Below are 25977 nucleotides of genomic sequence, written 5' to 3' on the forward strand. Positions count from 1 at the left end.
ACGACCTTCTGGGAACGGCATCACACACTATGCGCTCGCTGTGGGGGACTTCCGCCGGAACGGCAACGGTTCGGCTACAAGCCGTCTGACCAGGCCAATCATCCGCACATGGACCGATTTGACGTGCACTCACCTCTGGTGCCCCATAGGGACCGGGAACAGCGGACCGCCGGCAAATGATCTCCAGGAGACCCGTAACCCGACGACCGGTCCACGGTTGTAGCGGTGGGGGGCCCGCTGCCTGCGTCCGGTCCCCGGGACCGACACGCCTTCGAACAGCGGGGAGGACGACGAGCCGTGGCCGTTACGGAGTCGATGGCCGGTGGGCTGCACGGGGAAGCCCGAGCCGCGCACGAGGGGATCCTCAGACGCCAGTCGGCGCGCGAATCCTCGGCGCGCACCTACGCCCGGGCCCTGCCCATCGTGCCGGTCCGGGCCCGAGGGCTCACCATCGAGGGCGCCGACGGCCGCCGCTACCTCGACTGCCTGTCCGGCGCGGGCACGCTGGCGCTCGGCCATAACCACCCGGTCGTCCTGGAAGCCGTCCACAAGCTCCTCGCCTCAGGCGCTCCGCTCTCCGTCCTCGACCTCGCGACTCCCGTCAAGGACGCCTTCATCACCGAGCTGTTCAGCACGCTGCCGTCCGGCCTCGCCGGCCGTGCCCGGGTGCAGTTCTGCGGACCGGCCGGCACCGACGCCGTCGAGGCTGCCCTCAAGCTCGTCCGGGTGGCGACCGGCCGCACCGGCATCCTCGCCTTCACCGGCGCCTACCACGGCATGACCGCCGGCGCGCTCGCCGTTTCCGGCGGCGCCCGGGATGTCCAGGTCACCCGCCTGCCCTACCCCCAGGACTACCGCTGCCCCTTCGGCATCGGCGGCCCACACGGCGCCGAACTCGCCGCCCGCTGGACCGAGTCCCTCCTGGACGACCCGAAGTCGGGTGTGCCGCTGCCCGCCGGGATGATCCTCGAACCCGTCCAGGGCGAGGGCGGGGTGATCCCCGCTCCGGACGACTGGCTGCGTCGCATGCGAAAGCTCACGGAGGACCGTTCCGTCCCGCTCGTCGCCGACGAGATCCAGACCGGGGTGGGCCGGACCGGTGCCTTCTGGGCCGTCGAGCACAGCGGCGTCACGCCCGACGTCATGGTCCTGTCCAAGGCCATCGGAGGCAGCCTGCCCCTCGCCGTCATCGTCTACCGGGACGATCTCGACGTCTGGGAACCAGGCGCCCACGCCGGCACCTTCCGCGGCAACCAGCTCGCCATGGCCGCCGGCACCGCGACCCTCGCCTACGTCCGTGAGAACGGCCTCGCCGCCCGGGCCGCCGACCTCGGCTCCCGCATGCTGACCCGACTCAGACGGTCCATCGGCGACCTGCCCTGCGTCGGGGAGGTGCGGGGACGAGGGTTGATGATCGGGGTCGAACTGGTCGAACCGGAGGCAGCGGGGACGGCTTTCGGCGGGACGGCTTTCGGTGGAGCGGCTTTCGATGGGTCGGCCTTCAGCGGGGCGCCGGCCGACGGCGACGAGCGTGTGGCGCCGGGCTGCCCGCAGCCCGGACCAGGTCCGCAGCCCGGACCAGGTCCGCAGCCCGGACCAGGCCCGCAGCCCGGACCAGGCCCGCTCCCGGCCGCGCCCGATCTGGCCGCGGCCGTCCAGCGGGCGTGCCTCCAGCGGGGGCTGATCGTCGAACTCGGTGGCCGCCATGAGGCCGTGGTCCGGCTGCTTCCTCCTCTTACGCTCAGTGACGAGCAGGCGGCCGCGGTCCTCGACCGCCTGACGGACGCGGTGGCAGCGGTGGCCCGCGACCACCTGCACCACGGCGCACACCGCCGCCGACACAACGGCCCTGTCCAGCGCTCCGGCTGAGCCCTTTCGCCATCTCGCACGTCGGGCCGCTCCCGCGGACGCCGCGCCCAGCATCCCGCCCGGGCGGCCTCTGCCCCGAGGGACCGGCGCCGAGCGGACGGCGGAAACGGCGCCACCATCCCGCCCCAGCCCCAGGAATCGGCATGAACGACACACCCACTCCCGACGGCCGCTCCGGCGCCCCCGACGAACAGGGAGACCCCGCTGCGAACTCTCCCGTACCGCTCGCCGACGCCCTTCCCCAGCAGAAGAGACGCAGCGTGGCACCGGCACGACCGACGGATACCGGCGCCGACCCGCTGAACGACCCCGTCCCCGGCATCGCGGCCCAGGCCGCCGCCATGGACAACCTGCTGCGCTGCTGGGTGCGCGAGACCGACCTCCCCGTCCCCGCGACCGGCATCCTCTACATCCCCCTGCCCGCCAGCGGCACCTCCCTGACCGTCCCGATCCGCTACTGGTCCCCGACGGGGTGGCACCGCTTCGGACCCGCACGTTTCACCGGCGCTCCCGAGGACGCCCCGCCGACGGACGCCGTCACCCTCGCCGCGCTACTGGCCAGGGAGGCCGCGCCGAAGAACACCCCTCCCTCCGACGTCGTCACCCTCCCGGCACCGCTCACCGGCGAGAGCACCGGCACCCAGGGACGCGTCCCCCACAGCTCAGGCGCCTCTCCGGTCGGCACCACCACCGCAGCCCCAGCACCCGGAGCCGCAGACGCCGCGGCAGCAGGCGACACCACAGGCGGCGACACCACTACCGGCGACACCACTGCCGGCGACCTCGCAGCCACAGCCACAGCCGGCGCCGCCGCAGCCGCGCGCGGCGACGGAGGCGACCTCGTGGCCAGGGTCGCCGACTCCCTGCGCCACACCACGGCCTTCATCCGCGACCGGCGCGCAGACCCCGCCGAGGGCACCGACCTCTTCCTCAGCGCCGAGCAGTCCCTTCTCCTCGGGCACCCCCTGCATCCGGCACCCAAGAGCCGCGAAGGCCTGACGGATCTCGAAGTCCGCCTCTACTCACCGGAGCTGCGCGGCTCCTTTCCCCTGCACTGGCTGGCTGTCGCCCCCTCTCTGCTCGCCACCGACTCGGCCTGGACCGAGCGGGGCCGACCCGTCCCCGCCGGCCACCTCACCCGACGCCTCGCGGGAACCGCACTTCCTCTGCCCGACGGATACGCCGCCCTGCCGCTCCACCCCTGGCAGATGCGCGAGGTGCGGCACCGCGAATCCGTCGCCGCCCTCCTCGACGCCGGCCTGCTGTGCGATCTCGGACCCGCCGGGGCCCCCTGGCACCCCACGTCGTCCGTGCGCACCGTCCACCGGCCCGGGGCGCCCGCGATGCTCAAGCTGTCGCTCGGTCTGCGCATCACCAACTCCCGCCGGGAGAACCTGCGCAAGGAACTCCACCGCGGGGTCGAGGTGCACCGGCTGCTGCGCACCGGGCTGTCCCGGCGGTGGCAGGCTGTACACCCCGGCTTCGACGTCGTCCGCGACCCCGCCTGGCTGGCCGTCGACGGTCCGGACGGGCTGCCGGTCCCCGGACTGGACGTGATGATCAGACACAATCCGTTCACCCCGGCCGACGACGTCGGCTGCGTCGCCGGACTCGTCTCTCCCCGGCCCCTGCCCGGACCGGATCCCGACCTCTCGCCCCGGCAGGCCGCACGGGCCATGCGGTCCCGACTCGCCCAGATCCTGGCGCGACTCGCCGCCCGCACCGGCCGGCCCATCGGGGCCGTCGCCGCGGAGTGGTTCCTGCGGTATCTGGAGCAGGTCGTCCGTCCCGTGCTCTGGCTCGACGGCGAGGCCGGCATCGCCCTCGAAGCCCACCAGCAGAACACCCTGGTCCTGCTCGACGGCGACGGCTGGCCCTCCGGCGGCCGCTACCGCGACAACCAGGGGTTCTACTTCCGCGAGTCCCGACGCGCCGAACTGGCCGCCTGGCTGCCCGGCATCGGCGAGCGCAGCGACACGTTCGTCTGCGACGGGGTCGCCGACGAACGCTTCGCCTACTACCTCGCCGTCAACAACGTGCTCGGCCTGATCGGTGCCTTCGGCTCCCAGCGCCTGGCCGACGAGCGGCTGCTCCTCGCGGCCTTCCGTCGCTTCCTCACCGGTCTCGCCTCGGGCCCCGGCGCTCTGCGCACCCCCCTGCCCGGCCGACTGCTCGACTCGACCGTCCTGCGCTGCAAGGCCAACCTGCTGACCCGGCTGCGGGGCCTCGACGAACTCGTCGGCCCGGTCGAAACCCAGTCCGTCTACGTCACCATCGCCAACCCCCTTCACTCCTGACCCTGTTCCCGACGCACGCGCATGTCCGATACCCCTGCCTCGGTCCCGAGGCCTGCCTGTCCGCAGTCCCCGTCCCGACACTGACGCCCGGGCCTGCCTCCGATCCCTGCCGGTTCCCAACGCCCGGGCCGGTAGCCGTTTCCCGGGCCTGTTCCGAAGCGGCCCTCCACCCACCCGTCCCGTATCTCCGAGGACCATGACCGAGCCCATCTCCTGAGAGGAGCGCACCATGTCTCCCGCCGACGCGAACACCCCCGGTCCCGCCCCTGCCCGCCCGGCCCACACCGGCCCCCGCGCGGACAACGGCGGCACCCGGGACGCCCTGTTCAGCGAGTTCACCGTCGTGGACGACGACGCCGACAGCGAGGACACGCTGGAGCTGCACCTCCCCTCCGAGTACCTCGCTCTCTTCACCGTGGGGACGGCCGACCTCCTCGACCGTCTCCACACATGGGGGCCGGTCGCCACCCCTGTCGGCTCCTTCCACCTGGTGCCCGTACGTGCCGAGCGTGACCTGCCACTGATCCACGGCTGGATGAACGAGCCCGCCGTCGCGGAATTCTGGGAGCTGGCCGGGCCCAGGGAACGGGCGGAGGACCATCTGCGGGCTCAACTCGACGGCGACGGGCGCAGCGTGCCGTGCCTGGGGGCGCTGGACGGCACCCCGATGAGCTACTGGGAGATCTACCGGGCCGACCTCGACCCGCTGGCCCGGCACTATCCGGCCCGGCCCCATGACACCGGCATCCACCTCCTCGTCGGCGATGCCGCGGACCGCGCACGAGGCCTTGGATCCGTCCTGCTCAAAGTCGTGGCCGATCTCGTCCTCGACCGGCGCCCCGCCTGCGCGCGAGTAGTGGCGGAACCCGATCTGCGCAACACCCCCTCCATCTCCGCCTTCCTGAGCGCCGGCTTCCGGTACGCGGACGAGATCGAGCTGCCCGACAAGCGGGCCGCGCTCATGATCCGGGACCGGGTCCTGCGCGATGTTCTGTAGCGCAACGTGCTGTCGCGCTCACAGTGAGTACGAACGGCGGGGGTGCGGTGTTCCCGTGCCGGCGAAAAAAGCGGGGAGGGGCCGCAGCGCCCGATGCGGGGTGCCGGTCCCGCAGTCGTCTTCACTCGTGCGGATGTCGTCTCCTCTCCTCCGCTCTGCGCGATCCCACCCGTCGGCGGGCGCTGAACCGGGCCGCTCACCCGTTCCGTCGCCTTTTCCGGCCGTCCGGCCTGCGGAATCCCGCCCGATGGCGGTCCCCGGATCGGGCCGGTCACCGGCTCGGGGCCTGCCCCGGCTTCCGCCGGGAGCCCCTCGGACTCCGCCGTGACCGTCCGTTTGTCAGTGCCGGGTCGTAGGGTGGTCGGGCTATGACGAAGCCCTCACTCCCCGAACTCCTGCATGCCGCCGTCGCCGCCGTCGGCGGCACGGAGCGCCCCGGCCAGGTCACCATGGCCGAAGCGGTCGCCGCGGCGATCGACGACGGATCCCACCTGCTGGTCCAGGCCGGCACCGGCACCGGTAAGTCGCTGGGCTATCTCGTGCCCGCGCTCGCGCACGGAGAACGGGTGATCGTCGCCACGGCCACGCTCGCACTGCAGCGCCAGCTCGTGGAACGGGACCTGCCCCGCACGGTCGACGCCCTGCATCCGCTGCTGCGCCGCCGCCCGGAGTTCGCAATGCTCAAGGGCCGGTCCAACTACCTGTGCCTGCACCGCCTGCACGAGGGCATGCCGCAGGACGAGGAGGACGGCCTCTTCGACCAGTTCGAGGCCGCGGCGCCCACCAGCAAACTGGGCCAGGACCTGCTGCGGCTGCGGGACTGGGCGGACGAGACCGAGACCGGTGACCGGGACAATCTCACCCCGGGCGTCTCCGACCGCGCCTGGGCGCAGGTGTCGGTGTCGTCCCGCGAGTGCCTGGGTGCGTCGAAGTGCGCGTACGGCGCCGAGTGTTTCGCGGAGATGGCCCGCGAGCGCGCCAAGCTCGCCGAAGTCGTGGTCACCAATCACGCGCTGCTGGCCATCGACGCCATCGAGGGTGCCCCGGTGCTGCCCCAGCACGAGGTGCTGATCGTGGACGAGGCGCACGAGCTCGTCTCCCGGGTCACCGGCGTCGCCACGGGCGAACTCACGCCCGGCCAGGTCAACCGCGCGGTGCGCCGGGCCGCCAAGCTCGTCAGCGAGAAGGCCGCCGACCAGCTCCAGACCGCCGCCGAGGGCTTCGAGCGCCTGATGGAGCTGGCCCTGCCGGGCCGTCTCGAGGAGATCCCGGAGGATCTCGCCTATGCCCTCATGGCCCTGCGGGACGCCGCGCGCACGGTCATCTCCGCGATCGGTACCACCCGCGACAAGTCCGTCCAGGACGAGGACGCCGTCCGTAAGCAGGCGCTGGCCTCGGTGGAGACGGTGCACGACGTGGCGGAGCGGGTCGCGAACGGCTCGGAGTGGGACGTCGTCTGGTACGAGCGGCACGACCGCTTCGGCGCCTCCCTGCGAGTCGCCCCCATGTCCGTCTCGGGACTTCTCAGGGAGAAGCTCTTCGCGGACCGCAGCGTCGTCCTGACCTCCGCGACCCTCAGACTGGGTGGGGACTTCAACGGCGTCGGCGCCTCCCTCGGCCTCGCGCCCGAGGGCGTGGAGGGCGAGGACCTGCCGCAGTGGAAGGGCGTCGACGTGGGCTCGCCCTTCGACTACCGCAGGCAGGGCATCCTCTACGTCGCCAAGCATCTGGCGCGCCCCGCGCGCGACGGCGAGCGCACCGACATGCTCGACGAACTGACCGAGCTGATCCAGGCGGCAGGCGGCCGTACTCTCGGGTTGTTCTCGTCGATGCGGGCCGCCCAGCTCGCCGCGGAGGAGCTTCGCTCGCGCATCCCGGAGTTCCCGATCCTGTTGCAGGGTGAGGAGACACTCGGAGAGCTGATCAAGAACTTCGCGGCCGACCCGCAGACCTGTCTCTTCGGCACGCTGTCGCTGTGGCAGGGGGTCGACGTCCCGGGGCCCAGCTGTCAGCTGGTCGTCATGGACAAGATCCCGTTCCCGCGCCCCGACGATCCGCTGATGAGCGCGCGGCAGAAGGCGGTGGAGGACGCCGGCGGCAACGGCTTCATGGCGGTGGCCGCCACTCACGCTGCCCTGCTGATGGCTCAGGGCGCCGGCCGCCTCGTCCGTGCGTCCGGGGACCGGGGCGTGGTCGCCGTGCTCGATCAGCGGCTGGCCACGGCACGTTACGGCGGCTACCTCAAGACGTCACTGCCCGACTTCTGGTACACGACGGACCGTAACCAGGTCCGCAAGTCCCTGGCGGCGATCGACGCGAAGGCCAAGCAGACCGAGGCGGAGCAGGCCGTGGTGGAGCAGGCCGTGGCGGAGCAGGCCGTGGCGGAGTAGCCGGTGGAGAAGTGAAGGCAAAACGGCCTGACCGGCACAGGTCAGGCCGGCGTCCCCGCGACTCCACTGCTCGGAGCACCACGCCCGCGCTGCCTCCGCTCAGGCGACCGCCCCCGCGCCGCGCCACCCTCCGGGACCCCGCTCATCCAGTCTCAGCTGCGGGGAGGCGGCGAGATACAGAGGTCCCAGCGGACATAGCAGGGCCCCGGAACCGGCGCAGGGGTCCCGGGGCCCGGTCAGGGAGCGGGTCGGCCGACCCGCTCGTCGCAGCCGTCACACTCGCCGCAGCACGGCGACGACCTTGCCGAGGATGGTCGCGTCGTCACCGGGGATCGGCTCGTAGGCCGCGTTGTGCGGGAGGAGCCACACATGGCCGTCCTCGCGCTTGAAGCGCTTGACAGTGGCTTCGCCGTCGAGCATGGCGGCGACGATGTCGCCGTTCTCGGCGACCGGCTGACGGCGGACGGTCACCCAGTCACCGTCGCAGATCGCGGCCTCGATCATGGAGTCGCCGACGACCTTCAGGACGAACAGCTCGCCGTCGCCGACGAGCTGGCGGGGGAGGGGGAAGACATCCTCGACGGACTCCTCCGCGAGGATCGGGCCACCGGCGGCGATGCGGCCCACGAGCGGGACGTACGACGCGGCGGGCTTGCCGGCGGTGTCCGTGGGCTGCACGGTCACGGCCTGATCGGAACCACGCACCTCGTACGCCCGCGGGCGGTGCGGGTCGCGGCGGAGGAAGCCCTTGCGCTCCAGTGCCATCAGCTGGTGGGCGACCGAGGAGGTGCTGGAGAGGCCGACGGCCTGACCGATCTCGCGCATCGACGGCGGGTAGCCCCGCCGCTGTACGGAGTCCCGGATGACCTCGATCACCCGGCGCTGCCGGTCGGTGAGTCCGGAACTGTCCGCCCGGATGCCTGGAGGTCGCCCGGGTAGGGAGCGCTTATGTCCTTCGGGATTCGTGGCTTCGTTCATCGCGTGTACCGGCTCGACTCGGCCCTGGGAGCGGTCCTGGGCAGTGATGGTGGCACTGTCTGCGGTGGTGGTCACGTCGGCCCCTCTCGATGGTCTCCCTGCTGCACAACGGTAGTTGCTTTCGAAAGGTTGCGCCAAACACACGTTCGAGTGAAAAAGTGCGATTCACCTGTCGCACTCAAGCGTGTGGGTGTATGGCCGACGCGGTACCTGACGGACAAAACTGCCCATTGTTGTACTCTTCACCGCCGGGCTCGCCGACCTGCTGGGCCGCGACCCCAGTCTGCCATCCGGAACCCGGCCTGCCGGGGCCTGGGGGCCTTCTGTGCCGGAGTCCCACGTGTCCTCCGTTCGGCGCCCACGGTATCTCCGTAAGCGCCACGGTGATGCGACGTGCGTCCGCGCGTTCGGGTGGATCCCCCCCGGCGGTCGCGGTCCGTCACTTCTCGCGACACGCGAGTCTTTCTCTGTGTATGAGCCAATCCCCACATCTAGTGGTTGGATGGCTACAGCAGCCCACAAGTTGTGGTCCCCCGGGTCTCGGACGGTTCAGCGATCGCCTATGCTTAGGGCTGCTTCGCGGGACTCATGGGGTCTGGCGAGGCCTTTGAGTCTGCTGTGAGGAGGGTTGGAGATCATGCACTGCCCCTTCTGCAGGCACCCCGACAGCCGTGTGGTCGACAGTCGTACGACCGACGACGGCACGTCGATCCGCAGGCGCCGCCAGTGCCCCGACTGCTCCCGTCGTTTCACGACCGTGGAGACGTGCTCGCTCATGGTGGTGAAGCGGTCCGGGGTCACCGAGCCTTTCAGCCGTACCAAGGTCATCAACGGCGTGCGCAAGGCATGCCAGGGGCGGCCTGTCACCGAGGACGCACTCGCCCAGCTCGGCCAGCGGGTCGAGGAGGCGGTGCGGGCCACCGGAAGCGCCGAGCTGACCACCCACGACGTGGGTCTGGCCATACTCGGCCCGTTGCAGGAGCTGGACCTCGTCGCATATCTGCGATTCGCCTCCGTCTACCGGGCTTTCGACTCGCTCGAGGACTTCGAGGCGGCCATCGCGGAACTGCGGGAGGCGACGCGGGACCGCGCCGCGGACGGCGGTGGCGCGGGAGCGGGGAGCCAGGAAGACGACCGCGGGCGCGGCGGGACCACTCAGGTCCCCGTGCCCGCCCACGCCGCCGACTGACCGGTGGGCCGGGATCCGGGAGGAGATCCGGGTCCGGCCGTCGGACGGCGACCGAAGACCTGTTGCGGGCGGCATCTGAGCGAGCCCGCAACACAAGACAGCACACCGTGCCACGGGAACAAACGGGGCACTTCAGGGCGTTTTCGCCCGTACAGGGAGGCGGCATGACAGAGACGGCGAGCGGTCCGGCACGAGGTTCCCGCGCCAAGGGCGGCAAGGCGGGGAGCAAGGGGCTGCACATCGAGCGCATCCACACCACCCCCGGCGTACACCCGTACGACGAGGTCGCCTGGGAGCGCCGTGACGTCGTCATGACCAACTGGCGCGACGGCTCGGTCAACTTCGAGCAGCGTGGCGTCGAATTCCCCGACTTCTGGTCGGTGAACGCGGTCAACATCGTCACCAGCAAGTACTTCCGGGGCGCCGTGGGCACCCCGCAGCGTGAGGTCAGCCTGAGGCAGCTGATCGACCGCATCGTGAAGACGTACCGGAAGGCCGGCGAGGACCACAGGTACTTCGCCTCGCCCGCCGACGCCGAGATCTTCGAGCACGAGCTGGCCTACGCCCTCCTGCACCAGGTCTTCAGCTTCAACAGCCCGGTCTGGTTCAACGTCGGGACCCCGCAGCCCCAGCAGGTCTCCGCCTGCTTCATCCTGTCCGTCGACGACTCCATGGAGTCGATCCTCGACTGGTACAAGGAAGAGGGCATGATCTTCAAGGGCGGCTCCGGCGCCGGCCTGAACCTCTCCCGCATCCGCTCCTCCAAGGAGCTGCTCTCCTCCGGCGGCAACGCCTCCGGCCCGGTCTCCTTCATGCGCGGCGCCGACGCCTCCGCCGGCACCATCAAGTCCGGTGGCGCCACCCGCCGCGCCGCCAAGATGGTCGTGCTCGACGTCGATCACCCCGACATCGAGGACTTCATCGAGACCAAGGTCAAGGAGGAGCAGAAGATCCGCGCCCTGCGCGACGCGGGCTTCGACATGGACCTGGGCGGCGACGACATCACGTCCGTCCAGTACCAGAACGCCAACAACTCGGTCCGCGTGAACGACGAGTTCATGAAGGCGGTCGAGCAGGGCGGCGACTTCGGGCTGCGTGCGCGGATGACCGGTGAGGTCATCGAGGAGGTCGACGCCAAGTCGCTCTTCCGCAAGATGGCGGAGGCGGCCTGGGCCTGCGCCGACCCGGGCATCCAGTACGACGACACCATCAACCACTGGCACACCTGCCCCGAGTCCGGCCGGATCACCGCGTCGAACCCGTGCAGCGAGTACATGCACCTGGACAACACGTCCTGCAACCTGGCCTCGCTGAACTTGATGAAGTTCCTCAAGGACGACGGCAAGGGCCACCAGTCCTTCGAGGCCGACCGTTTCCAGAAGGTCGTCGAGCTGGTCATCACCGCGATGGACATCTCCATCTGCTTCGCCGACTTCCCGACCCAGAAGATCGGCGAGAACACGCGCGCGTTCCGCCAGCTCGGCATCGGCTACGCCAACCTCGGCGCCCTGCTGATGGCCACCGGTCACGCCTACGACTCCGACGGCGGCCGCGCTCTGGCCGGTGCCATCACGTCTCTGATGACCGGCACGGCCTACCGCCGCTCCGCCGAGCTGGCAGCCGTCGTCGGCACCTACGACGGCTACGCCCGCAACGCCGACGCCCACAAGCGCGTCATGGCGCAGCACGCCGACGCCAACGGCACGGCCGTGCGGATGGACGACCTGGACTCCCCGGTGTGGGCCGCCGCCACGGAGGCCTGGCAGGACGTGGTGCGGCTCGGCGAGAAGAACGGTTTCCGTAACTCCCAGGCGTCCGTGCTCGCGCCGACCGGCACCATCGGTCTCGCGATGTCCTGCGACACGACCGGTGTCGAGCCCGACCTCGCCCTGGTCAAGTTCAAGAAGCTGGTCGGCGGCGGCTCGATGCAGATCGTCAACGGCACCGTCCCGCAGGCCCTGCGCCGCCTGGGCTACCAGGAGGAGCAGATCGAGGCGATCGTCGCCCACATCGCCGACAACGGCAATGTCATCGACGCCCCCGGCCTCAAGCCCGAGCACTACGAGGTGTTCGACTGCGCCATGGGCGAGCGCGCCATCTCCCCGATGGGCCACGTCCGCATGATGGCCGCGATCCAGCCCTGGATCTCCGGCGCCATCTCCAAGACGGTCAACATGCCGGAGACGGCGACCGTCGAGGAGATCGAGGAGATCTACTTCGAGGCCTGGAAGCTCGGCGTCAAGGCGCTCGCGATCTACCGCGACAACTGCAAGGTGGGCCAGCCCCTCTCCGCCAAGAAGAAGGAGGAGGAGAAGGCCGAGATCACCGAGAAGACCGAGGGCACGATCCGTGCCGCGGTCGAGAAGGTGGTCGAGTACCGCCCGGTCCGCAAGCGTCTGCCCAAGGGCCGTCCCGGCATCACCACGTCCTTCACCGTCGGCGGCGCCGAGGGTTACATGACCGCCAACTCCTACCCGGACGACGGTCTCGGCGAGGTCTTCCTGAAGATGTCGAAGCAGGGCTCGACCCTCGCGGGCATGATGGACGCCTTCTCCATCGCCGTCTCGGTCGGTCTGCAGTACGGCGTGCCGCTGGAGACGTACGTCTCGAAGTTCACCAACATGCGCTTCGAGCCGGCCGGCATGACCGACGACCCGGACGTGCGGATGGCGCAGTCGATCGTCGACTACATCTTCCGCCGCCTGGCGCTGGACTTCCTGCCCTTCGAGACGCGCTCGGCGCTCGGCATCCACTCCGCCGAGGAGCGCCAGCGTCACCTGGAGACGGGCTCGTACGAGCCGTCCGACGACGAGGTCGACGTCGAGGGCCTGGCCCAGTCGGCGCCGCGGGCCCAGGAGCTGAAGGCGGTGGCCACGCCGAAGGCGGAGTCGGAGGTGGCCAAGCCGGCCCCGAAGCAGGCGCACACCAGCGCCGAGCTGGTGGAGATGCAGATGGGCATCCAGGCCGACGCCCCGCTGTGCTTCTCCTGCGGCACGAAGATGCAGCGGGCCGGTTCCTGCTACATCTGCGAGGGCTGCGGCTCGACCAGCGGCTGCAGCTGATCACGCGCGGTTGACGAGCTGAGGGGCGCCGGCCTGGCCGGCGCCCCTCAGCCGTGTGCGCGGGCGTCAGGGCCGGTGGCCCTCAGTCAGTGGTGTGCGCGGGCGTCAGGGCCGGTGCCGCCTGCCCATGACCCGGGTGAACGTCGCGGGGTCCTCCACGAAACCGTGCACACCGGGACGGAAGATCCACTCGCCGGAGCCGTCGCGTTCGAACTCCGCGATCGTGGCGGCCGTCGCCCCGGGCACCGAATCGAACTCGTCCTCGGCGAGGACGGTGTAGCCCTCCCGGACCCGCATGGCCGGATTCAGGACGTGTTCGAACGTCCTGGGCGCGAGCTGCTGTTGGATGACGACCCCCACCACCACGCGCGCGTAGCGGTCACCGAGGCGGTCCAGTTCGAGCGTCATGACCTCGTCCCACCCGAAGCCCTTGCCGTCCGTGCTGTCCCGGTTGAGGAAGATCGTCCCGTCCGGCGAGCGGCTGTCGAAGTGCACCAGATAGGCCGGGGTCCCATAAGGGTCCGCTGATTCGAAGGTGGCCGCGAGGATATCGAGGTCGGTGGCCGGCTGATCCGCCGGGCTGGGATCCCACTTGAGCGCGACCTCGATCTTGCGGTTCCCCTTGCTGAAGCCGGTCACCAGGCCTTCCCTTCCCCCTGAGGTTACTCGCCCCAACTCCTCTGAAGTCAGGGCTGCTTGTCCATCGTGCCACGCGCGAGGGGGCGCACGCGCGGGCGATCTCCGCCGGAGCGTGGCCGACGCCACGCCCGCTGGCCGTACGATGGCGCGGTGCTGGTCAAGTGGATTCGCTGCACCGTGGTCGACCGCCGCGGGTTCGAGCGGGGGCAGCGGAAATGGGCGGGGCTTCCGGGGGAGCCGGGTTTTCGGGGGCAGGGCGGAGGCTGGAGCCGGCAGCGGCAGGGGGTGGCCCACATCTTCGCCTTCTGGGAAAGCCGCGCCTTCTACGACTCCTTCATGGCCCGTTCCCACGACCGCCTGGCGGCCGCGCAGTCCGGCACGTTCAAGGACTCCCAGGTCAAGCTCTTCGAGTACCGCTTCGATGTGAAGACCGGCTTCGAGCCCCGGTTCACCGACTCCGATCTGATCCGGGCGGCCCTGTGCCGGGTGCACGAGGAACGCGTCGAGCACTTCATGCTCATGCAGGAGAAGGTCTGGAACCCGGCGATGGCCGGTTCGCCGGGCATGATCCGTGGCATGTTCGGTGAGGCGCCCGAACGGGAGTTCCTGATCCTGTCGATGTGGCGGGCGGCCGCCGAGCACGGAAAGTACCGCACCGAGCGCGTGGAGCGTCTGGCCCTGCGCGCCCAGACGGAGGCGGACGTCGCGGCGCTGTCGGGTGACATCGTGGAGATGGAGCCGTCCTGGACGGTCTGAGCCCGCCCGGGACGGTTTGAAAACCAAATGCACCCCCTCGAATATGTGGCGTGCGTCTCGATCAAGCCTTCGGAACAGGGAAATCGTGTGACCTACGCCGTATGAGGCCCGTACGAGTGCTCGACTTTCCCCCGCTCGATCTAGGGTTTCCGCATGGCACGACCACGGCGCATCGTCCTTGTCCGGCACGGCGAGTCGACCGGCAACGTCGACGACTCCGTGTACGAACGGGAGCCCGACCATGCGCTCGGGCTGACCGAGCGCGGCCGGCGGCAGGCCGAGGAGACCGGCAAGGGGCTCAGGGATCTCTTCGGCCGGGAACCCGTCAGCGTGTACGTGTCCCCGTACCGGCGTACGCACGAAACCCTCCGCGCCTTCCACCTCGACCCCGATCTCATACGTGTGCGCGAGGAGCCGAGGCTGCGCGAGCAGGACTGGGGCAACTGGCAGGACCGCGACGACGTACGTCTGCAGAAGGCCTACCGCGACGCCTACGGCCACTTCTTCTTCAGGTTCCCCCAGGGGGAGTCCGGCGCCGACGTGTACGACCGGGTCGGCGGCTTCCTGGAGAGCCTGTACCGCAGCTTCGAGGCCCCGGACCACCCGCCGAACGTGCTCCTGGTGACACACGGCCTGGCGATGCGGCTGTTCTGCATGCGCTGGTTCCACTGGACGGTCGCCGAATTCGAGTCGCTGTCGAATCCGGGGAACGCCGAGGTGCGGATGCTCGTTCTGGGTGAGGACGGCAAGTACACACTCGACCGGCCCTTCGAGCGCTGGCGCGAGCCGGTGCCGAACTGGGTCACCGGATAGAGTGGCAGGGCGATGACCGCTGACTCCACTCCTCCCGGGCGCCTGGAGCGCGCCTTGGCGAGCCTGCGCGGACTGGCCGCGGGCGACGCCCTTGGCTCCCAGTACTTCGTGCCGGCGAACTACCCCCTGCTGCAGCGGCGCGAGCTGCCCGCAGGTCCCTGGCAGTGGACGGACGACACGGAGATGGCCTGCTCCGTGGTCGCCGTTCTCGCCTCCCACCAGCGTGTCGACCAGGATGCGCTGGCCCGCTCCTTCGCCGAGCACCACGACTTCGACCGGGGCTACGGTCCTGCGGTCAACCGACTGCTGCGACTCGTCCGGGAAGGCGGGGACTGGCGCGAGCTGGCCGCCGCCCTCTTCAACGGACAGGGGTCGTGGGGCAACGGTGCGGCGATGCGCATCGCGCCCCTGGGCGCCTGGTACGCGGACGACCCGGAGCAGGCCACCCACCAGGCCGAGATCTCGGCCTATCCCACGCACCAGCACCGGGAGGCCGTGGTCGGGGCCATGGCCGTGGCCGCGGCCGCGGCGCTGGCCGGCTCGCCGGGCGGCCCACCCGGCCCGGAGGCACTCCTGGACGGGGTCATCGCCCTGGTGCCGAAGAGCGCCGTCGGACAGGGGCTCCGCCGTGCCCGCGACATGCTCGACTACGGCGATGCGGCCACCGTTGCGGCCGTCCTGGGCTGCGGGCGGCGCACCACCGCCCACGACACCGTGCCCTTCGCCCTCTGGTCCGCGGCGCGGAGCCTCGGTGACTTCGAGACGGCGTTCTGGACGACCGCCCAAGTGGGCGGGGACGTCGACACGACCTGCGCCATCGTGGGCGGCGTCCTGGCGTCCGGCAAGGCGGGCGCACCGCCCGCGGAGTGGGCCGACCGCACCGAGGCACTCCCGGCCTGGGTACCCACGGCCCTCTGACGGGCCGGAACGGCGTGGCCCCCTCGGGTCGCTCACCGCACCGGAGGCGGCCCGTCCCCCGTCGGCTCCTCCGCTTGCGCGGGAGTCCCCTCGGGTCACCGCTGCACGAACTCTGCGTGTTCGGCGGGAACTCTCTGTGACGGTCACCCGTTCTTCTCGTATCCGCCGCATGATCGTTCGGCGCGCAGGCGGGTTATCGGGCTCTGGAGGTGTGGGATGGTCGGCGCGTGGTCGAGCCCGGCGTCGGTGCTGGTTCCAGCCCTGGTCCTGATGTCGTCGTGGCGGGCCGTGGCGCGGCCGGCCGAACCGTCCGAAGCGTCGCACGTGCCGTTCGTGCCGGTGCGGCGGTCCGGGGGGCCGCTCGTGCGGCCGTCCGGCGGGCCGCGGCTCTGCGCGGCCCGAGCCGGGTCAGCCGATGCCCGGTCCCGTGACCCCGGCGAGGGAGTCGAGATCGCTCTTGCGGACCCTGATCACCAGCCAGGCGGTGAGGAACGCCAGAGCGGCCATCGCGGCGGCCGGGACGAAGGCGACCGAGATGCCGTGTGCGAGCACCTCGTTCCCCCAGGGCGCCGGCAGCTGGTGCGTCTTGGCGAACTGCGCCTTCTGCTCGGGCGAACCCTCGGCAAGGAACTTCGGCAACTGCTTCTCCGCCTCCTCCTTCCCGGCCGACCCGAAGACGGTCGTCAGGATGGACAGCCCGAGCGAACCGCCCACCTGCTGCATGGCATTAAGCAGACCGGAGGCCGCTCCCGCCTCGTGCTGGGCGACACCGGTGACGGCGGTGACGGTGGCCGTCACGAAGTTCAGGCCCATACCGAACCCGAACGCCAGCATCGGTCCCAGGACGCCGCCGACATAGGAGCTGTCGGGCCGGATGAAGGTCTGCCACACCAGCCCGATCACGACGAGCGCGGAGCCGACCACCATCAACGGCTTGGGGCCGAAGGTCGGCAGGAACCGCTGGGCCAGGCCGGCGCCGATCGCGATCGCGACCGTCACGGGGAGGAAGGCCACCCCGGACTCGATGGCGGTGTAACCGAGCACGTTCTGCACGAACAGCACGATGTAGAAGAACATGCCGAACATCGCGGCGGCCAGGCAGAGCATGATCACGTACGTGCCCCAGCGATTGCGGTCCGTGAACATCCTGAGCGGGGTGATCGGCTCCCTCACCCGCTTCTCGGTGAGGACGAAGGCGAGCAGCAGCACCACCGCCGCGCCGAACGAGCCGACGGTGAGGCCGTCCCGCCAGCCGTCCTCGGCCGCCCGGATGAAGCCGTAGACCAGCAGGGCCATGCCCCCCGTCGAGGTCACCGCACCGGTGATGTCGAAGCGTCCGGGATGCCGCTGGGACTCGTTGATGTACAGAGGTGCGAGCGAGGCGATCAGCACACCGATGGGCACGTTGACGAACAGCACCCACCGCCAGTCGAGCCAGTCGGTGAGCATGCCGCCGGCAAGCAGGCCGATGGCGCCACCGCCCGCGGACACGGAGGCGAACACGCCGAAGGCCCGGTTGCGCTCCGGGCCTTCGGGGAAGGTCGTCGTGATCAGTGCCAGGGACGTGGGCGACGCGATCGCGCCACCTACGCCTTGGAGGGCCCGTGCGGCCAGCAATTGCCAGGGTTCCTGGGCGAGGCCGCCCAGCAGAGAGGCGAAGGTGAACAGCAGGATGCCGGTCATGAACACCCGGCGGCGGCCGAGGATGTCACCGGCCCGCGCGCCGAGCAGCAGCAGACCGCCGAAGGTGAGCGTGTACGCGCTGACCACCCAGGTGAGGTCGGTGGTGCTGAACCGGAGAGCATCTTGAATGTGCGGAAGCGCGATGCTAACAATCGTCGCGTCGAGTACCACCATGAGTTGGCAGGCCGCTATGACCGTGAGTGCTATGCCGGGGTGCCCCTCCCGGCGGGCCGCACCCGGCTTCTGATCCCGCAGCAGTTGAGAGGTCGTCACTATGGGTCCCCCCTTACGGCGTTAGTGAACGCTTGCGTTCACTGGCGCGTCCACGGTAGTGAGTCCCCAACAGTGAACGCAAGCGTTCACTTGGGCGCGCACCTCGCATCACGTCCCCCTGTTGCCGCTGCGTGGCGTCCTCGCCTGCTCCGAAATCCCCGCTCCCCACACATGCTGGAGAAACACAGATGGCTACCTCTGGCTGCCCGGCCGCCCCTGCCGGGTCCGCCCCCGCTCGCCGGCGCGGTGCGGTGCTGGAGCGCGCGATCCTGAGCGCCGCTCTGCAGCAGCTCGGTGAAGTCGGCTGGAAGGGCCTGACCATGGAAGGTGTCGCGGCCGGCGCCCAGACCGGCAAGGCCGCGGTCTACCGCCGGTGGTCCTGCAAGGAGGATCTCGTCGCGGACGCGCTGGCGGCCGGCCTGCCCGAGGTCGATTCGGCTCCGGATGCCGGGAGCGTGCGCGAGGACCTTCTCGCCCTGTGCCGGCAGGTGCGGCAGATCATGTATTCGGCTCAGGGCGCCGCACTGCGCGCGGTGCTTTACGAATGCGATCACGTGCAGGCGGAACGCTTCCAGGGGGTGATCGTCGGAGGGGTGGTGGAGCCGACCGTCAGGCTGCTCCGGGATGTCATCGCGCGGGGTGTTGAACGCGGTGAGGTTCGCCCGGACGCCGTAAACGACTTCGTTTTCGATGCCGTCCCGGCCATGATGATGTACCGCTCGAAGGTGTGCGCAAGCGAATGGAGCGATCGGGAGCTCGAGGGCATGATCGACCAGCTGATGATGCCCCTGCTGCGTCCCCGCGCGGACTGACCGCCCGGGTCGGCGATCTCGGCACGGAACGGCAGACCGGGGTGTCGCGTGACGATCCCGGCGGCGTACCCTAAGTGCGCCATGCCGTACGAACCGCCTACCCACACCGTCGAGCGCTCGCTGCGCGCCACGACCGGAGCGAAGGTCATTGCCGGCGTCGACGAAGTGGGGCGCGGCGCCTGGGCCGGGCCCGTCACCGTCTGCGCGGCGATCACCGGACTGCGCCGACCACCCGAGGGCCTCACCGACTCCAAGCTGCTGACGATCAGGCGGCGCACGGAGCTGTCCGAGATCCTGCTGACATGGGTGACGGCCCATGCGCTGGGGCATGCTTCCCCCGAAGAGATCGACGACTTGGGGATGACGGCCGCGCTGCGGCTCGCCGCGGGCCGCGCTCTGGACGCCCTGCCGGTCCGCCCCGATGCCGTCATCCTCGACGGGAAGCACGACTATCTCGGTGCCCCGTGGCGGGTCCGCACGGTGATCAAGGGCGACCGCTCGTGCGTGGCCGTCGCGGCGGCATCGGTGATCGCCAAGGTTCAGCGCGACAAAATGATGGCCGAACTGGGTGTCGACCATGCAGACTTCGGATTCGCGGACAACGCCGGGTATCCATCGCCCGTGCACAAGGCCGCACTGGAGGAGCGGGGGCCCACCCCGCATCACCGGATGTCCTGGGCGTATCTTGATGCGTTGCCTCAGTGGCGGCACCTCAAGAAGGTCCGCAGCTGGGCGGACGGGAGCGTTCCGGAAATCGAGGGTCAGCTCGGCTTCGATTTCTGACGTCTCCGCTCGCACTGATGTGCCACCCGGTCGTCCGCACCGCACCAATGTTTGATAAAAATCAGCTCATGCCTCTCATTCCCGAGGAGCCTCAGATTCACGAGAGTGCCCAGGGTCCCCGCACCGCGCCGACCCCACGCCCCGTACCCGGCCCCCGCCCCGCGGCTCCGTCCCGCCCCGGTCGTCCCGGCCCCCCGCGGCCCACGGCGCCGGTGCAGCGCACCTCGCGTGACGCGGTTCCGGTCAAGCCGAGCCCGTCCGGGCCGGCCACTCCCGCCACACCGGCGGCGACTCCCCAGATCCAGCTGATCCCGGCTTCGCCCGAAGGCGCGCTCGACGCCGCGGAAGAGGCGTTGGACCTGCTCCTGGACTCGGGTCGCGCCCCTGGTGACGTACTCGTGATCACCACTGGTGCCCAGCACCCGTGGGCCGAGCACGAGCTGTCCTTCGGTGAAGCCTCCTACTGGGCGCAGCACGACACCGGTGACGACGTCTTCTACACGGATGCCGCCGTCGCCTCCCGTGCCGCGTCGCGTCCCGTGGTCGTCGTGGCCGTCAACGGAGGCCCCGCCTCCGCCGCTGCCACCGCCCTCCCGCTGGCCCACGCCAGGGCCGGAGCACTGCTGATCGTCTGCGGCGACCCGCAGCAGATCAACTCGGTGCTGGGCGCCGGTCTCTGAGCCGCGTACGGCACCTCGGCGCACCGGGGTGACGTAGGGGCCGCGCCGATGCCCTGAAGCACGGTGCGGCTTTCGGCATGCCAGGACGACCGGCGGCTACTCCGGTGCGGGGCGACTGGGTCTCCGCCACCTCGGTGTGGCTCATGTGCCCGCTACTCGGGTGTGGCGTGGCCATGCATCCGCTACGCCCCGGTGCAAGGCGGCTGCGCCTTCGCGCCCCCGAGCCGTCTTCGGCCTGGGGAGGCTCGTCTCTCCCGGCCACCGGTTGCCGGAGCGCGCCCTGCGGCCGACGGCCGGCGTCTCCCTTTCCGCGGGCCGGGTCGGTCGGATCGGCCGGGTCGGTCCGGTCGGTCGGCTCGGTCCGGACGGTCGGATCGGACGGGTCGAACGGCTCGGCCGACTGTGCGGAAGACCCGCGGAGGCCGGCTCCGGCGGCGGATGCGCCTCAGCGGGCCGCCGCGCGGCGCAGGACCTCGGAGACCGGACCTCCGGTGCGCGGAGTGAGTGGCGGGGCCTGTGTCATGGCCAGGGGCTCCGGCGCGGAGTGAGAGTGGGGCCGGCGTCCGCCGCGCCCTTCGCCGAGCACCTGCCAGCCCTCGTGAGTCAGCGTGATGTACGCCCCGCAGCGCAGCCCGTGCAGGGTGCAGGCGTCGCGCAGCCCCCACATCCAGGCGCCGTCCTCCTCCGTCCAGTGTGCGTCACCCTCGCGGCAGTAGAGCAGTACCGCCGTGCGCACCGGTGTGCGGCGTCGCAGGTCGTGCGGAATGACCCGGCGCAGCTGGGACAGGAGCGCGTTGCGGAACATCCAGCCGTCGGCCGGAGCGGGACGACGGGTGAACGAGGCGCTGGCGCACAGCCGCTCGTCCGGATCGAGGACCGCCACGACCGCCGTGGACGGCTTCGGCTGATGCCGGGTGTGCAGACCGCTGACGACCTCACGGGGGTTGCGCAGCAGCGGGATTCCGGCGGCAGCCCACTCCGCCGGCTCGAGCAGACGACTGGCGGAGGCGGCGGGCGCGGATGTCGAGAACGAGGCCGCCGAGGACGAGGCGAATCCGAAGGTCACGTTCCTCCCTTCGGCTACGCGCCCATACTGCGGGCGAGGTCGGATTCGGGGGAGCGCGCACCGCAGTGAAGCCCAGCCGGATCACGGACGAGCCGTGCGGGGAGCGGATCTCAATTCTTCCTGTCGAACTGGGATGCGGCAACGAGCAATTGGCGCCACCGCCGGTTATCTGTTGGTGCGGGGTTTATATCCCTACCCACGGGTCGCGCCGATGACGCCTGGCCGGTCGGATCACGTCGTGCCCGGTCGCCGGCGGCGGCCGCGCGGTCAGCCCTGGACGGCCAGGACCAGCGGCAACACCCCCTGCGCACCAGCTCTCCTGAGCAGGCGCGCCGCGACAGCGAGGGTCCAGCCGGTCTCGGTGAAATCGTCCACCAGCAGGACCGGCCCCCCGGCCTCGGCGAGCGCCGACGCGAGGGCGGGAGGCACCGCCAAGGAGCCGTCGAGAGCCTTCAGTCGCTGCGCACTGTTGCTGCGTGGCATCCGGGGCGCCTCCTCGGCGTAGTCCACGGAGCCGAGCAGCGGCAGCCGGCCGATCTGGGAGATCCGGGCGCCCAGGGATCCGATCAACTCGGGCCTGGTGCGTGAGGCGATGGTGACCACGCCCACCGGCCGGGCCTGGGCATCGGCCGCGCCGGGGGCCCACCCGCCCGGGCCGCGGGCCCAGTCGGCCAGCACGTCGACGACGGCTCGCGCCACGTCGTCCGGCACGGGGGCGTCCGATGCCTGCGGGGCGAAGAGGGGGCGCAGGCGGTTGCCCCAGCCGATGTCCGACGACCGGCCCAGAGCCCGTCCCTGCGCCGCCTGTTCACCGGCCGGGATGCGGCCCTTGAGGTCGATACCGACGGCCGACAGGCCGGTCGGCCACATGCGTCGGGGCTCCACCTCGACGCCCGCCCGGCCCAGGTCGCTCCGTGCGGCGTCCAGCGCCGTCGTGGACATGTCGGTGGTGAAGCGAGATCCGGCGCAGTTGTCGCAGCGACCACACGGTTTGGCGCCCTCGTCGTCCAGTTGGCGCTGCAGGAACTCCATCCGGCACTCGGTGGTGGATGCGTACGCCCGCATCGCCTGCTGCTCGGCCGTGCGCTGCCGGGCGACCCAGTCGTAGCGCTCGGCGTCGTACGACCACGGCTGCCCGGTCGCGATCCAGCCGCCCTTGACCCGGCGTACCGCCCCGTCCACGTCGAGGACCTTCAGCATGGTCTCCAGACGTGAGCGGCGCAGTTCGACCAGGGGCTCCAGCGCAGGCAGCGACAGAGGTCTGTCCGCCTGGGTGAGGACGTCCAGGGTGCGCCGGACCAGGTCCTCGGAGGGGAAGGCCAAGGAGGCGAAGTACTGCCAGATCGCCTCGTCCTCCTTGCCTGGCAGCAGCAGTACCTCGGCGTGCTCGACGCCACGGCCGGCCCGGCCCACCTGCTGGTAGTAGGCGATGGGGGAGGAGGGCGAACCGAGGTGGATCACGAAGCCCAGATCGGGCTTGTCGAAACCCATGCCGAGCGCGGAGGTGGCGATCAGCGCCTTCACCCGGTTGGCGAGCAGATCGTCCTCGGCCTGCTGCCGTTCGGCGTTCTCCGTCTTGCCCGTGTACGAGGCGACGACATGGCCGCGCTGCCGCAGGAAGGCGGTGACCTCCTCGGCGGCGGCGACAGTGAGTGTGTAGACGATGCCGGATCCCGGCAGCTCGTCCAGGTGGTCGGCGAGCCAGGCCATCCGGTGGGCCGCGTCCGGCAGCCGCAGCACGCCGAGGCTGAGACTCTCCCGGTCCAGCGGCCCGCGGAGCACCAGGGCGTCCGACGTGCCCCCGGTGCCCAGCTGCTCGGCGACGTCCGCGGTGACACGTGCGTTGGCCGTGGCGGTGGTGGCCAGCACGGGGACCCCCGGTGGGAGGTCGCCGAGCATGGTGCGCAGTCGTCGGTAGTCGGGCCGGAAGTCGTGACCCCAGTCGGAGATGCAGTGGGCCTCGTCCACCACCAGCAGGCCTGTGGCCGCCGACAGCTTGGGCAGGACCTGATCGCGGAAGTCCGGGTTGTTCAGGCGCTCCGGGCTGACGAGCAGGACATCCACCTCGCCGGCCGCGATCTCGGCCTGGACGTCCTGCCACTCCTCGGTGTTGGCCGAGTTGATGGTCCGGGCGTGGATGCCGGCCCGCGCCGCGGCGTCCACCTGGTTGCGCATGAGGGCGAGCAGCGGAGAGACGATCACCGTGGGTCCGCTTCCTCTGGCCCGCAGCAGCGAGGTCGCCACGAAGTACACCGCGGACTTGCCCCACCCGGTGCGCTGGACGACCAGCGCCCGGCGCCGTTCGGCGACCAGTGCCTCGATCGCCCGCCACTGGTCCTCGCGCAGACGTGCCGCGCCCGTGGCGTCCCCGACGAGGCGGGCGAGGACGGTGTCGGCCTGTGCCCGGAGGTCCGCGTTGCTCGTGTGCTCCATGCGCTCCATACAACAGGACGGGACCGACAAGCGGGCGGTCCGGGCCGAGCGCTGTGGACAACCGATCTGACCTTGTCGTGTCCCTGATTCGACTTATCCACAGGCCCGGGCGGAGTCTCAGGATCCGCGAGATCGTCTGCGCATGACGAATCACAGCGAAACGACCGGACCCTTCGAGAACGGCGACATCCCGGGACAGGAGCCGTCGAGCAAACCGTCGGCGCACGACCCGCAGGTCACCCTGCGCAGCCCGGCCGAGCTGGCCGACGCCCTGCCCTATCTGCTCGGCTACCGCCCGGAGGACAGCATGGTGCTGGTCGCCCTCCACGACCGCGAGACCCCGGGCAGGTTCGGTGGCCGGGCCCGGCTCGGCATTCCCGCCGGCGAGGAGGACTGGGAACCGGCCGCCCGGCAGCTGGCCCAGGGGCTGGTGACCGGCTGCGAGCGGCGCGGCGCCCGCCCCGAGCGGATGGTGGCCTACGTCTGCCGTGAACCGGCCCCGGGGGAGTCGGGCCGGGACGTGAAGCGACGACTGGAGGGGCTGGCCCACGCCCTGCGGGTCGCCTGCGGCAGCCTCGACGTGCCGGTCATCGAGGCACTGTGCATCTCGGACGGCCGCTACTGGAGCTACTGCTGTCCGGTCGACGGCTGCTGCCCCGAGGACGGTTCGCCGATGGGCCTTCCCGGCACCTCCGTGCTGGCCGCTGCCGCCACCTACGCCGGCATCCAGGTCCGCGGCACCCTGAGGGAGCTGCGGGCCAGGCTGCAGCCCTGGGAGACCAGCGCGGCACTGGAGCAGGAGGTCGCCCTCGACGCGGCCGGTATGAGCCTGGTGCCCCGCATCCTGGAAGAGTCGAGCCGTGCGGAGGTCGCGCGGGAGACGCTCGACCTCGCCGAGCGGATCATGCACCGCCTCGCAGCCGCAGCGCCGGTGTCCGGTACGCATCCGGCAGACCTGCGCGACGACGACCTCCTCGGTCACGACGAGGCGGCGGCGCTCGTTCTCGGACTCCAGGACCGCACGACCCGCGACCGGGCGGCCGCGTGGATGGAAGGCGAGGAGGCGGGCCCGGCCCTTCGGCTCTGGCGCGCCCTGGCCCGCCGTTGTGTCGGCCCCTACGGCGAGCACGCCGCCGCTCCGCTGACCCTGGCCGGCTGGGTCGCATGGTCCACGGGCGACGAACTGGAGGCGCGCGAGGCCCTGGCCATGGCGCTGGGCGCGGACCCCGACTACCTCTTCGCCCGTCTGCTGCACCAGGCCTGCAATGAGGGCCTCGACCCGGAGGCGATTCGCCGCTGCCTGCGCACCGGAGGCTCCGGACGTACGACCGCGGAGACGGCGGAACGGACGGACCAAGCGCCGGACACGGCTTGCACCGAGCCCGCCCGAGCAGCCGCGGTCGTGCCCGGACAGGCCGGACAGCCCGGACCGATCGCACCGGCCGCGCCGACAGCACCGGCGGCGTCGACAGCACCGGCTGCACCGACAGCACTGGCTGCACCAACAGCTCCGAGCGCACCGGCCGCACCGGCCGCACCGGCCGCACCGGCCGCACCGGCCGGACCGACCGTGCCGGCCGCGCCGGTTGCGGACCGTCAGGGTGTCGAAGCGGGCTCAGGAACGGGTTCGCGCCGCCGGCGGCGAGTGCGGTCCGTGGACGGCGGTGACGGCCGCCGCACGCGTCGTCCGGCCGAGGGCCGGCGAGGGCCGACCGGCTCCCGTCCCCGGCCGTCGTCCACGGAACCCTCACGGCCCGGCACCCGAGGCACCAGCGGCACCCGAAGTGCTCGGGGTGCGATCGCGCCCGACGGCACGACGAACGGCGCCCCGACGGGCAGCGGCCCGCATGAGCACGGGGAGGAAGCGTGAGTCCCGGGCGAACGAGCGCGGATCGCACGGGCCGGGAGAGATCTGCCGACGCGGCGAGCCCCGGCCGTTCGACGCCGGGAGGCAGGACGTGTGTCGCCGGCCGCCTTGGCCCAGCCGACGTATGTGCCGGAGAGACGGACGGCCGACCGGCAGGGTCCGCACCAGACGTTTGCCGGCCGCGTTCGGCTTCCGCCCGTACCTGCAGTGCCTGCCGCCGGCCGCCGTCCGGTCGGCTTCCACGGAGTGGGCCGTGACCACGACGAGGCCTGCTCCGTTCACCTGAGTGGCGGAACACCCGGACGGGCCTCGCCGCCGCACGCCCCCTTGCCCCCCAGGGAACCCAACGGCCGCTCCGCACGTACGAGGCGCACCGAGCGCAGAAGAGGCGACCCCATGCACCAGCAGCCGACTCCGCCCGCCGCCGGCGACGAACGTTCGCCCTGGGACAGGCCCGAGGTGATCCCGGCGG

18 protein-coding genes are annotated in these 25977 nt (G+C 71.1%); 13 read left to right on the forward strand and 5 right to left on the reverse strand.

Annotated features, from left to right (window positions below):
• Nucleotides 1-315: 315 nt before the first annotated feature.
• The 4 genes from ACGFT2_RS26210 to ACGFT2_RS26225 all read left to right on the forward strand — a co-directional run bounded on the left by ACGFT2_RS26210 (nucleotide 316) and on the right by ACGFT2_RS26225 (nucleotide 7553).
• Nucleotides 316-1869 carry a diaminobutyrate--2-oxoglutarate transaminase family protein gene (locus ACGFT2_RS26210; protein WP_393282856.1) on the forward strand — a complete coding sequence of 518 codons (1554 nt, stop codon included), beginning with the start codon at nucleotides 316-318 and terminating at the stop codon, nucleotides 1867-1869.
• 341 nt (nucleotides 1870-2210) lie between these two features.
• Complete coding sequence (locus tag ACGFT2_RS26215; protein WP_393282859.1) at nucleotides 2211-4166, forward strand: IucA/IucC family protein; 1956 nt, start codon at nucleotides 2211-2213, stop codon at nucleotides 4164-4166.
• Between the two features lie 229 nt (nucleotides 4167-4395).
• A complete protein-coding gene (locus ACGFT2_RS26220) occupies nucleotides 4396-5163 on the forward strand; it encodes a GNAT family N-acetyltransferase (protein ID WP_393282351.1) in 768 nt (255 codons plus the stop codon).
• A 368-nt stretch (nucleotides 5164-5531) separates the two neighbouring features.
• Nucleotides 5532-7553 carry an ATP-dependent DNA helicase gene (locus ACGFT2_RS26225; RefSeq protein ID WP_393282354.1) on the forward strand — a complete coding sequence of 674 codons (2022 nt, stop codon included), beginning with the start codon at nucleotides 5532-5534 and terminating at the stop codon, nucleotides 7551-7553.
• A 273-nt stretch (nucleotides 7554-7826) separates the two neighbouring features.
• Here the strand turns inward: ACGFT2_RS26225 and lexA are convergent, their stop codons facing one another.
• On the reverse strand, nucleotides 7827-8606 hold the full coding sequence (gene lexA / locus ACGFT2_RS26230; protein ID WP_030750750.1) for a transcriptional repressor LexA: 780 nt from the start codon (nucleotides 8604-8606) through the stop codon (nucleotides 7827-7829).
• Between the two features lie 562 nt (nucleotides 8607-9168).
• Between lexA and nrdR the strand changes: the two genes are divergently transcribed.
• Both nrdR and ACGFT2_RS26240 read left to right on the forward strand, forming a co-directional pair.
• Nucleotides 9169-9720 carry a transcriptional regulator NrdR gene (gene nrdR, locus ACGFT2_RS26235; RefSeq protein WP_393282357.1) on the forward strand — a complete coding sequence of 184 codons (552 nt, stop codon included), beginning with the start codon at nucleotides 9169-9171 and terminating at the stop codon, nucleotides 9718-9720.
• A gap of 164 nt (nucleotides 9721-9884) precedes the next feature.
• Nucleotides 9885-12782, forward strand: a complete 2898-nt coding sequence (locus ACGFT2_RS26240; RefSeq protein ID WP_393282359.1) for a vitamin B12-dependent ribonucleotide reductase — start codon at nucleotides 9885-9887, stop codon at nucleotides 12780-12782.
• A gap of 105 nt (nucleotides 12783-12887) precedes the next feature.
• Here the strand turns inward: ACGFT2_RS26240 and ACGFT2_RS26245 are convergent, their stop codons facing one another.
• The gene (locus ACGFT2_RS26245; protein WP_393282361.1) at nucleotides 12888-13421 is read right to left on the reverse strand and encodes a TerD family protein; all 534 of its coding nucleotides are present in this window, start codon (nucleotides 13419-13421) and stop codon (nucleotides 12888-12890) included.
• Nucleotides 13422-13571: 150 nt separating this feature from the next.
• Between ACGFT2_RS26245 and ACGFT2_RS26250 the strand changes: the two genes are divergently transcribed.
• The 3 genes from ACGFT2_RS26250 (at nucleotide 13572) to ACGFT2_RS26260 (ending at nucleotide 15908) form a co-directional block, all read left to right on the forward strand.
• Complete coding sequence (locus tag ACGFT2_RS26250; RefSeq protein WP_393282364.1) at nucleotides 13572-14177, forward strand: YdbC family protein; 606 nt, start codon at nucleotides 13572-13574, stop codon at nucleotides 14175-14177.
• A 153-nt stretch (nucleotides 14178-14330) separates the two neighbouring features.
• A complete protein-coding gene (locus ACGFT2_RS26255) occupies nucleotides 14331-14990 on the forward strand; it encodes a histidine phosphatase family protein (protein WP_393282367.1) in 660 nt (219 codons plus the stop codon).
• 12 nt (nucleotides 14991-15002) lie between these two features.
• Nucleotides 15003-15908 (forward strand): ADP-ribosylglycohydrolase family protein, encoded by a 906-nt coding sequence (locus tag ACGFT2_RS26260; protein WP_393282370.1) that lies wholly within the window; start codon nucleotides 15003-15005, stop codon nucleotides 15906-15908.
• A 408-nt stretch (nucleotides 15909-16316) separates the two neighbouring features.
• Here the strand turns inward: ACGFT2_RS26260 and ACGFT2_RS26265 are convergent, their stop codons facing one another.
• Nucleotides 16317-17864, reverse strand: a complete 1548-nt coding sequence (locus tag ACGFT2_RS26265; RefSeq protein WP_393282373.1) for an MFS transporter — start codon at nucleotides 17862-17864, stop codon at nucleotides 16317-16319.
• A gap of 188 nt (nucleotides 17865-18052) precedes the next feature.
• On the opposite strand from ACGFT2_RS26265, the gene ACGFT2_RS26270 reads away from it, so the two are divergent.
• The 3 genes from ACGFT2_RS26270 to ACGFT2_RS26280 all read left to right on the forward strand — a co-directional run bounded on the left by ACGFT2_RS26270 (nucleotide 18053) and on the right by ACGFT2_RS26280 (nucleotide 20139).
• Nucleotides 18053-18676, forward strand: a complete 624-nt coding sequence (locus tag ACGFT2_RS26270; RefSeq protein ID WP_393282375.1) for a TetR/AcrR family transcriptional regulator — start codon at nucleotides 18053-18055, stop codon at nucleotides 18674-18676.
• 81 nt (nucleotides 18677-18757) lie between these two features.
• The gene (locus ACGFT2_RS26275; RefSeq protein WP_393282378.1) at nucleotides 18758-19459 is read left to right on the forward strand and encodes a ribonuclease HII; all 702 of its coding nucleotides are present in this window, start codon (nucleotides 18758-18760) and stop codon (nucleotides 19457-19459) included.
• A 68-nt stretch (nucleotides 19460-19527) separates the two neighbouring features.
• Entirely contained in the window at nucleotides 19528-20139 is a 612-nt protein-coding gene (locus tag ACGFT2_RS26280; protein ID WP_393282381.1) for a hypothetical protein, read from the forward strand.
• Between the two features lie 445 nt (nucleotides 20140-20584).
• Here the strand turns inward: ACGFT2_RS26280 and ACGFT2_RS26285 are convergent, their stop codons facing one another.
• Both ACGFT2_RS26285 and ACGFT2_RS26290 read right to left on the reverse strand, forming a co-directional pair.
• Nucleotides 20585-21205 carry a hypothetical protein gene (locus ACGFT2_RS26285; protein WP_393282384.1) on the reverse strand — a complete coding sequence of 207 codons (621 nt, stop codon included), beginning with the start codon at nucleotides 21203-21205 and terminating at the stop codon, nucleotides 20585-20587.
• A gap of 267 nt (nucleotides 21206-21472) precedes the next feature.
• The gene (locus ACGFT2_RS26290; RefSeq protein WP_393282387.1) at nucleotides 21473-23638 is read right to left on the reverse strand and encodes a RecQ family ATP-dependent DNA helicase; all 2166 of its coding nucleotides are present in this window, start codon (nucleotides 23636-23638) and stop codon (nucleotides 21473-21475) included.
• A gap of 142 nt (nucleotides 23639-23780) precedes the next feature.
• Between ACGFT2_RS26290 and ACGFT2_RS26295 the strand changes: the two genes are divergently transcribed.
• Complete coding sequence (locus ACGFT2_RS26295) at nucleotides 23781-25508, forward strand: DUF4192 domain-containing protein (protein ID WP_393282390.1); 1728 nt, start codon at nucleotides 23781-23783, stop codon at nucleotides 25506-25508.
• Nucleotides 25509-25977: the final 469 nt, after the last annotated feature.

This window comes from Streptomyces sp. NPDC048514 (genome assembly GCF_043199955.1).
GTDB lineage: Bacteria > Actinomycetota > Actinomycetes > Streptomycetales > Streptomycetaceae > Streptomyces.

Excerpts from the sequence above, each read along its gene's own strand:
- ACGFT2_RS26210 (WP_393282856.1), top strand. The coding sequence starts at position 316 with ATGGCCGGTGGGCTGCACGGGGAAGCCCGAGCCGCGCACGAGGGGATC.
- ACGFT2_RS26215 (WP_393282859.1), top strand. The coding sequence starts at position 2,211 with ATGGACAACCTGCTGCGCTGCTGGGTGCGCGAGACCGACCTCCCCGTC.
- ACGFT2_RS26220 (WP_393282351.1), top strand. The coding sequence starts at position 4,396 with ATGTCTCCCGCCGACGCGAACACCCCCGGTCCCGCCCCTGCCCGCCCG.
- ACGFT2_RS26225 (WP_393282354.1), top strand. The coding sequence starts at position 5,532 with ATGACGAAGCCCTCACTCCCCGAACTCCTGCATGCCGCCGTCGCCGCC.
- nrdR (WP_393282357.1), top strand. The coding sequence starts at position 9,169 with ATGCACTGCCCCTTCTGCAGGCACCCCGACAGCCGTGTGGTCGACAGT.
- ACGFT2_RS26240 (WP_393282359.1), top strand. The coding sequence starts at position 9,885 with ATGACAGAGACGGCGAGCGGTCCGGCACGAGGTTCCCGCGCCAAGGGC.
- ACGFT2_RS26255 (WP_393282367.1), top strand. The coding sequence starts at position 14,331 with ATGGCACGACCACGGCGCATCGTCCTTGTCCGGCACGGCGAGTCGACC.
- ACGFT2_RS26260 (WP_393282370.1), top strand. The coding sequence starts at position 15,003 with ATGACCGCTGACTCCACTCCTCCCGGGCGCCTGGAGCGCGCCTTGGCG.
- ACGFT2_RS26270 (WP_393282375.1), top strand. The coding sequence starts at position 18,053 with ATGGCTACCTCTGGCTGCCCGGCCGCCCCTGCCGGGTCCGCCCCCGCT.
- ACGFT2_RS26275 (WP_393282378.1), top strand. The coding sequence starts at position 18,758 with ATGCCGTACGAACCGCCTACCCACACCGTCGAGCGCTCGCTGCGCGCC.
- ACGFT2_RS26280 (WP_393282381.1), top strand. The coding sequence starts at position 19,528 with ATGCCTCTCATTCCCGAGGAGCCTCAGATTCACGAGAGTGCCCAGGGT.
- ACGFT2_RS26290 (WP_393282387.1), bottom strand. The coding sequence starts at position 23,638 with ATGGAGCACACGAGCAACGCGGACCTCCGGGCACAGGCCGACACCGTC.
- ACGFT2_RS26295 (WP_393282390.1), top strand. The coding sequence starts at position 23,781 with ATGACGAATCACAGCGAAACGACCGGACCCTTCGAGAACGGCGACATC.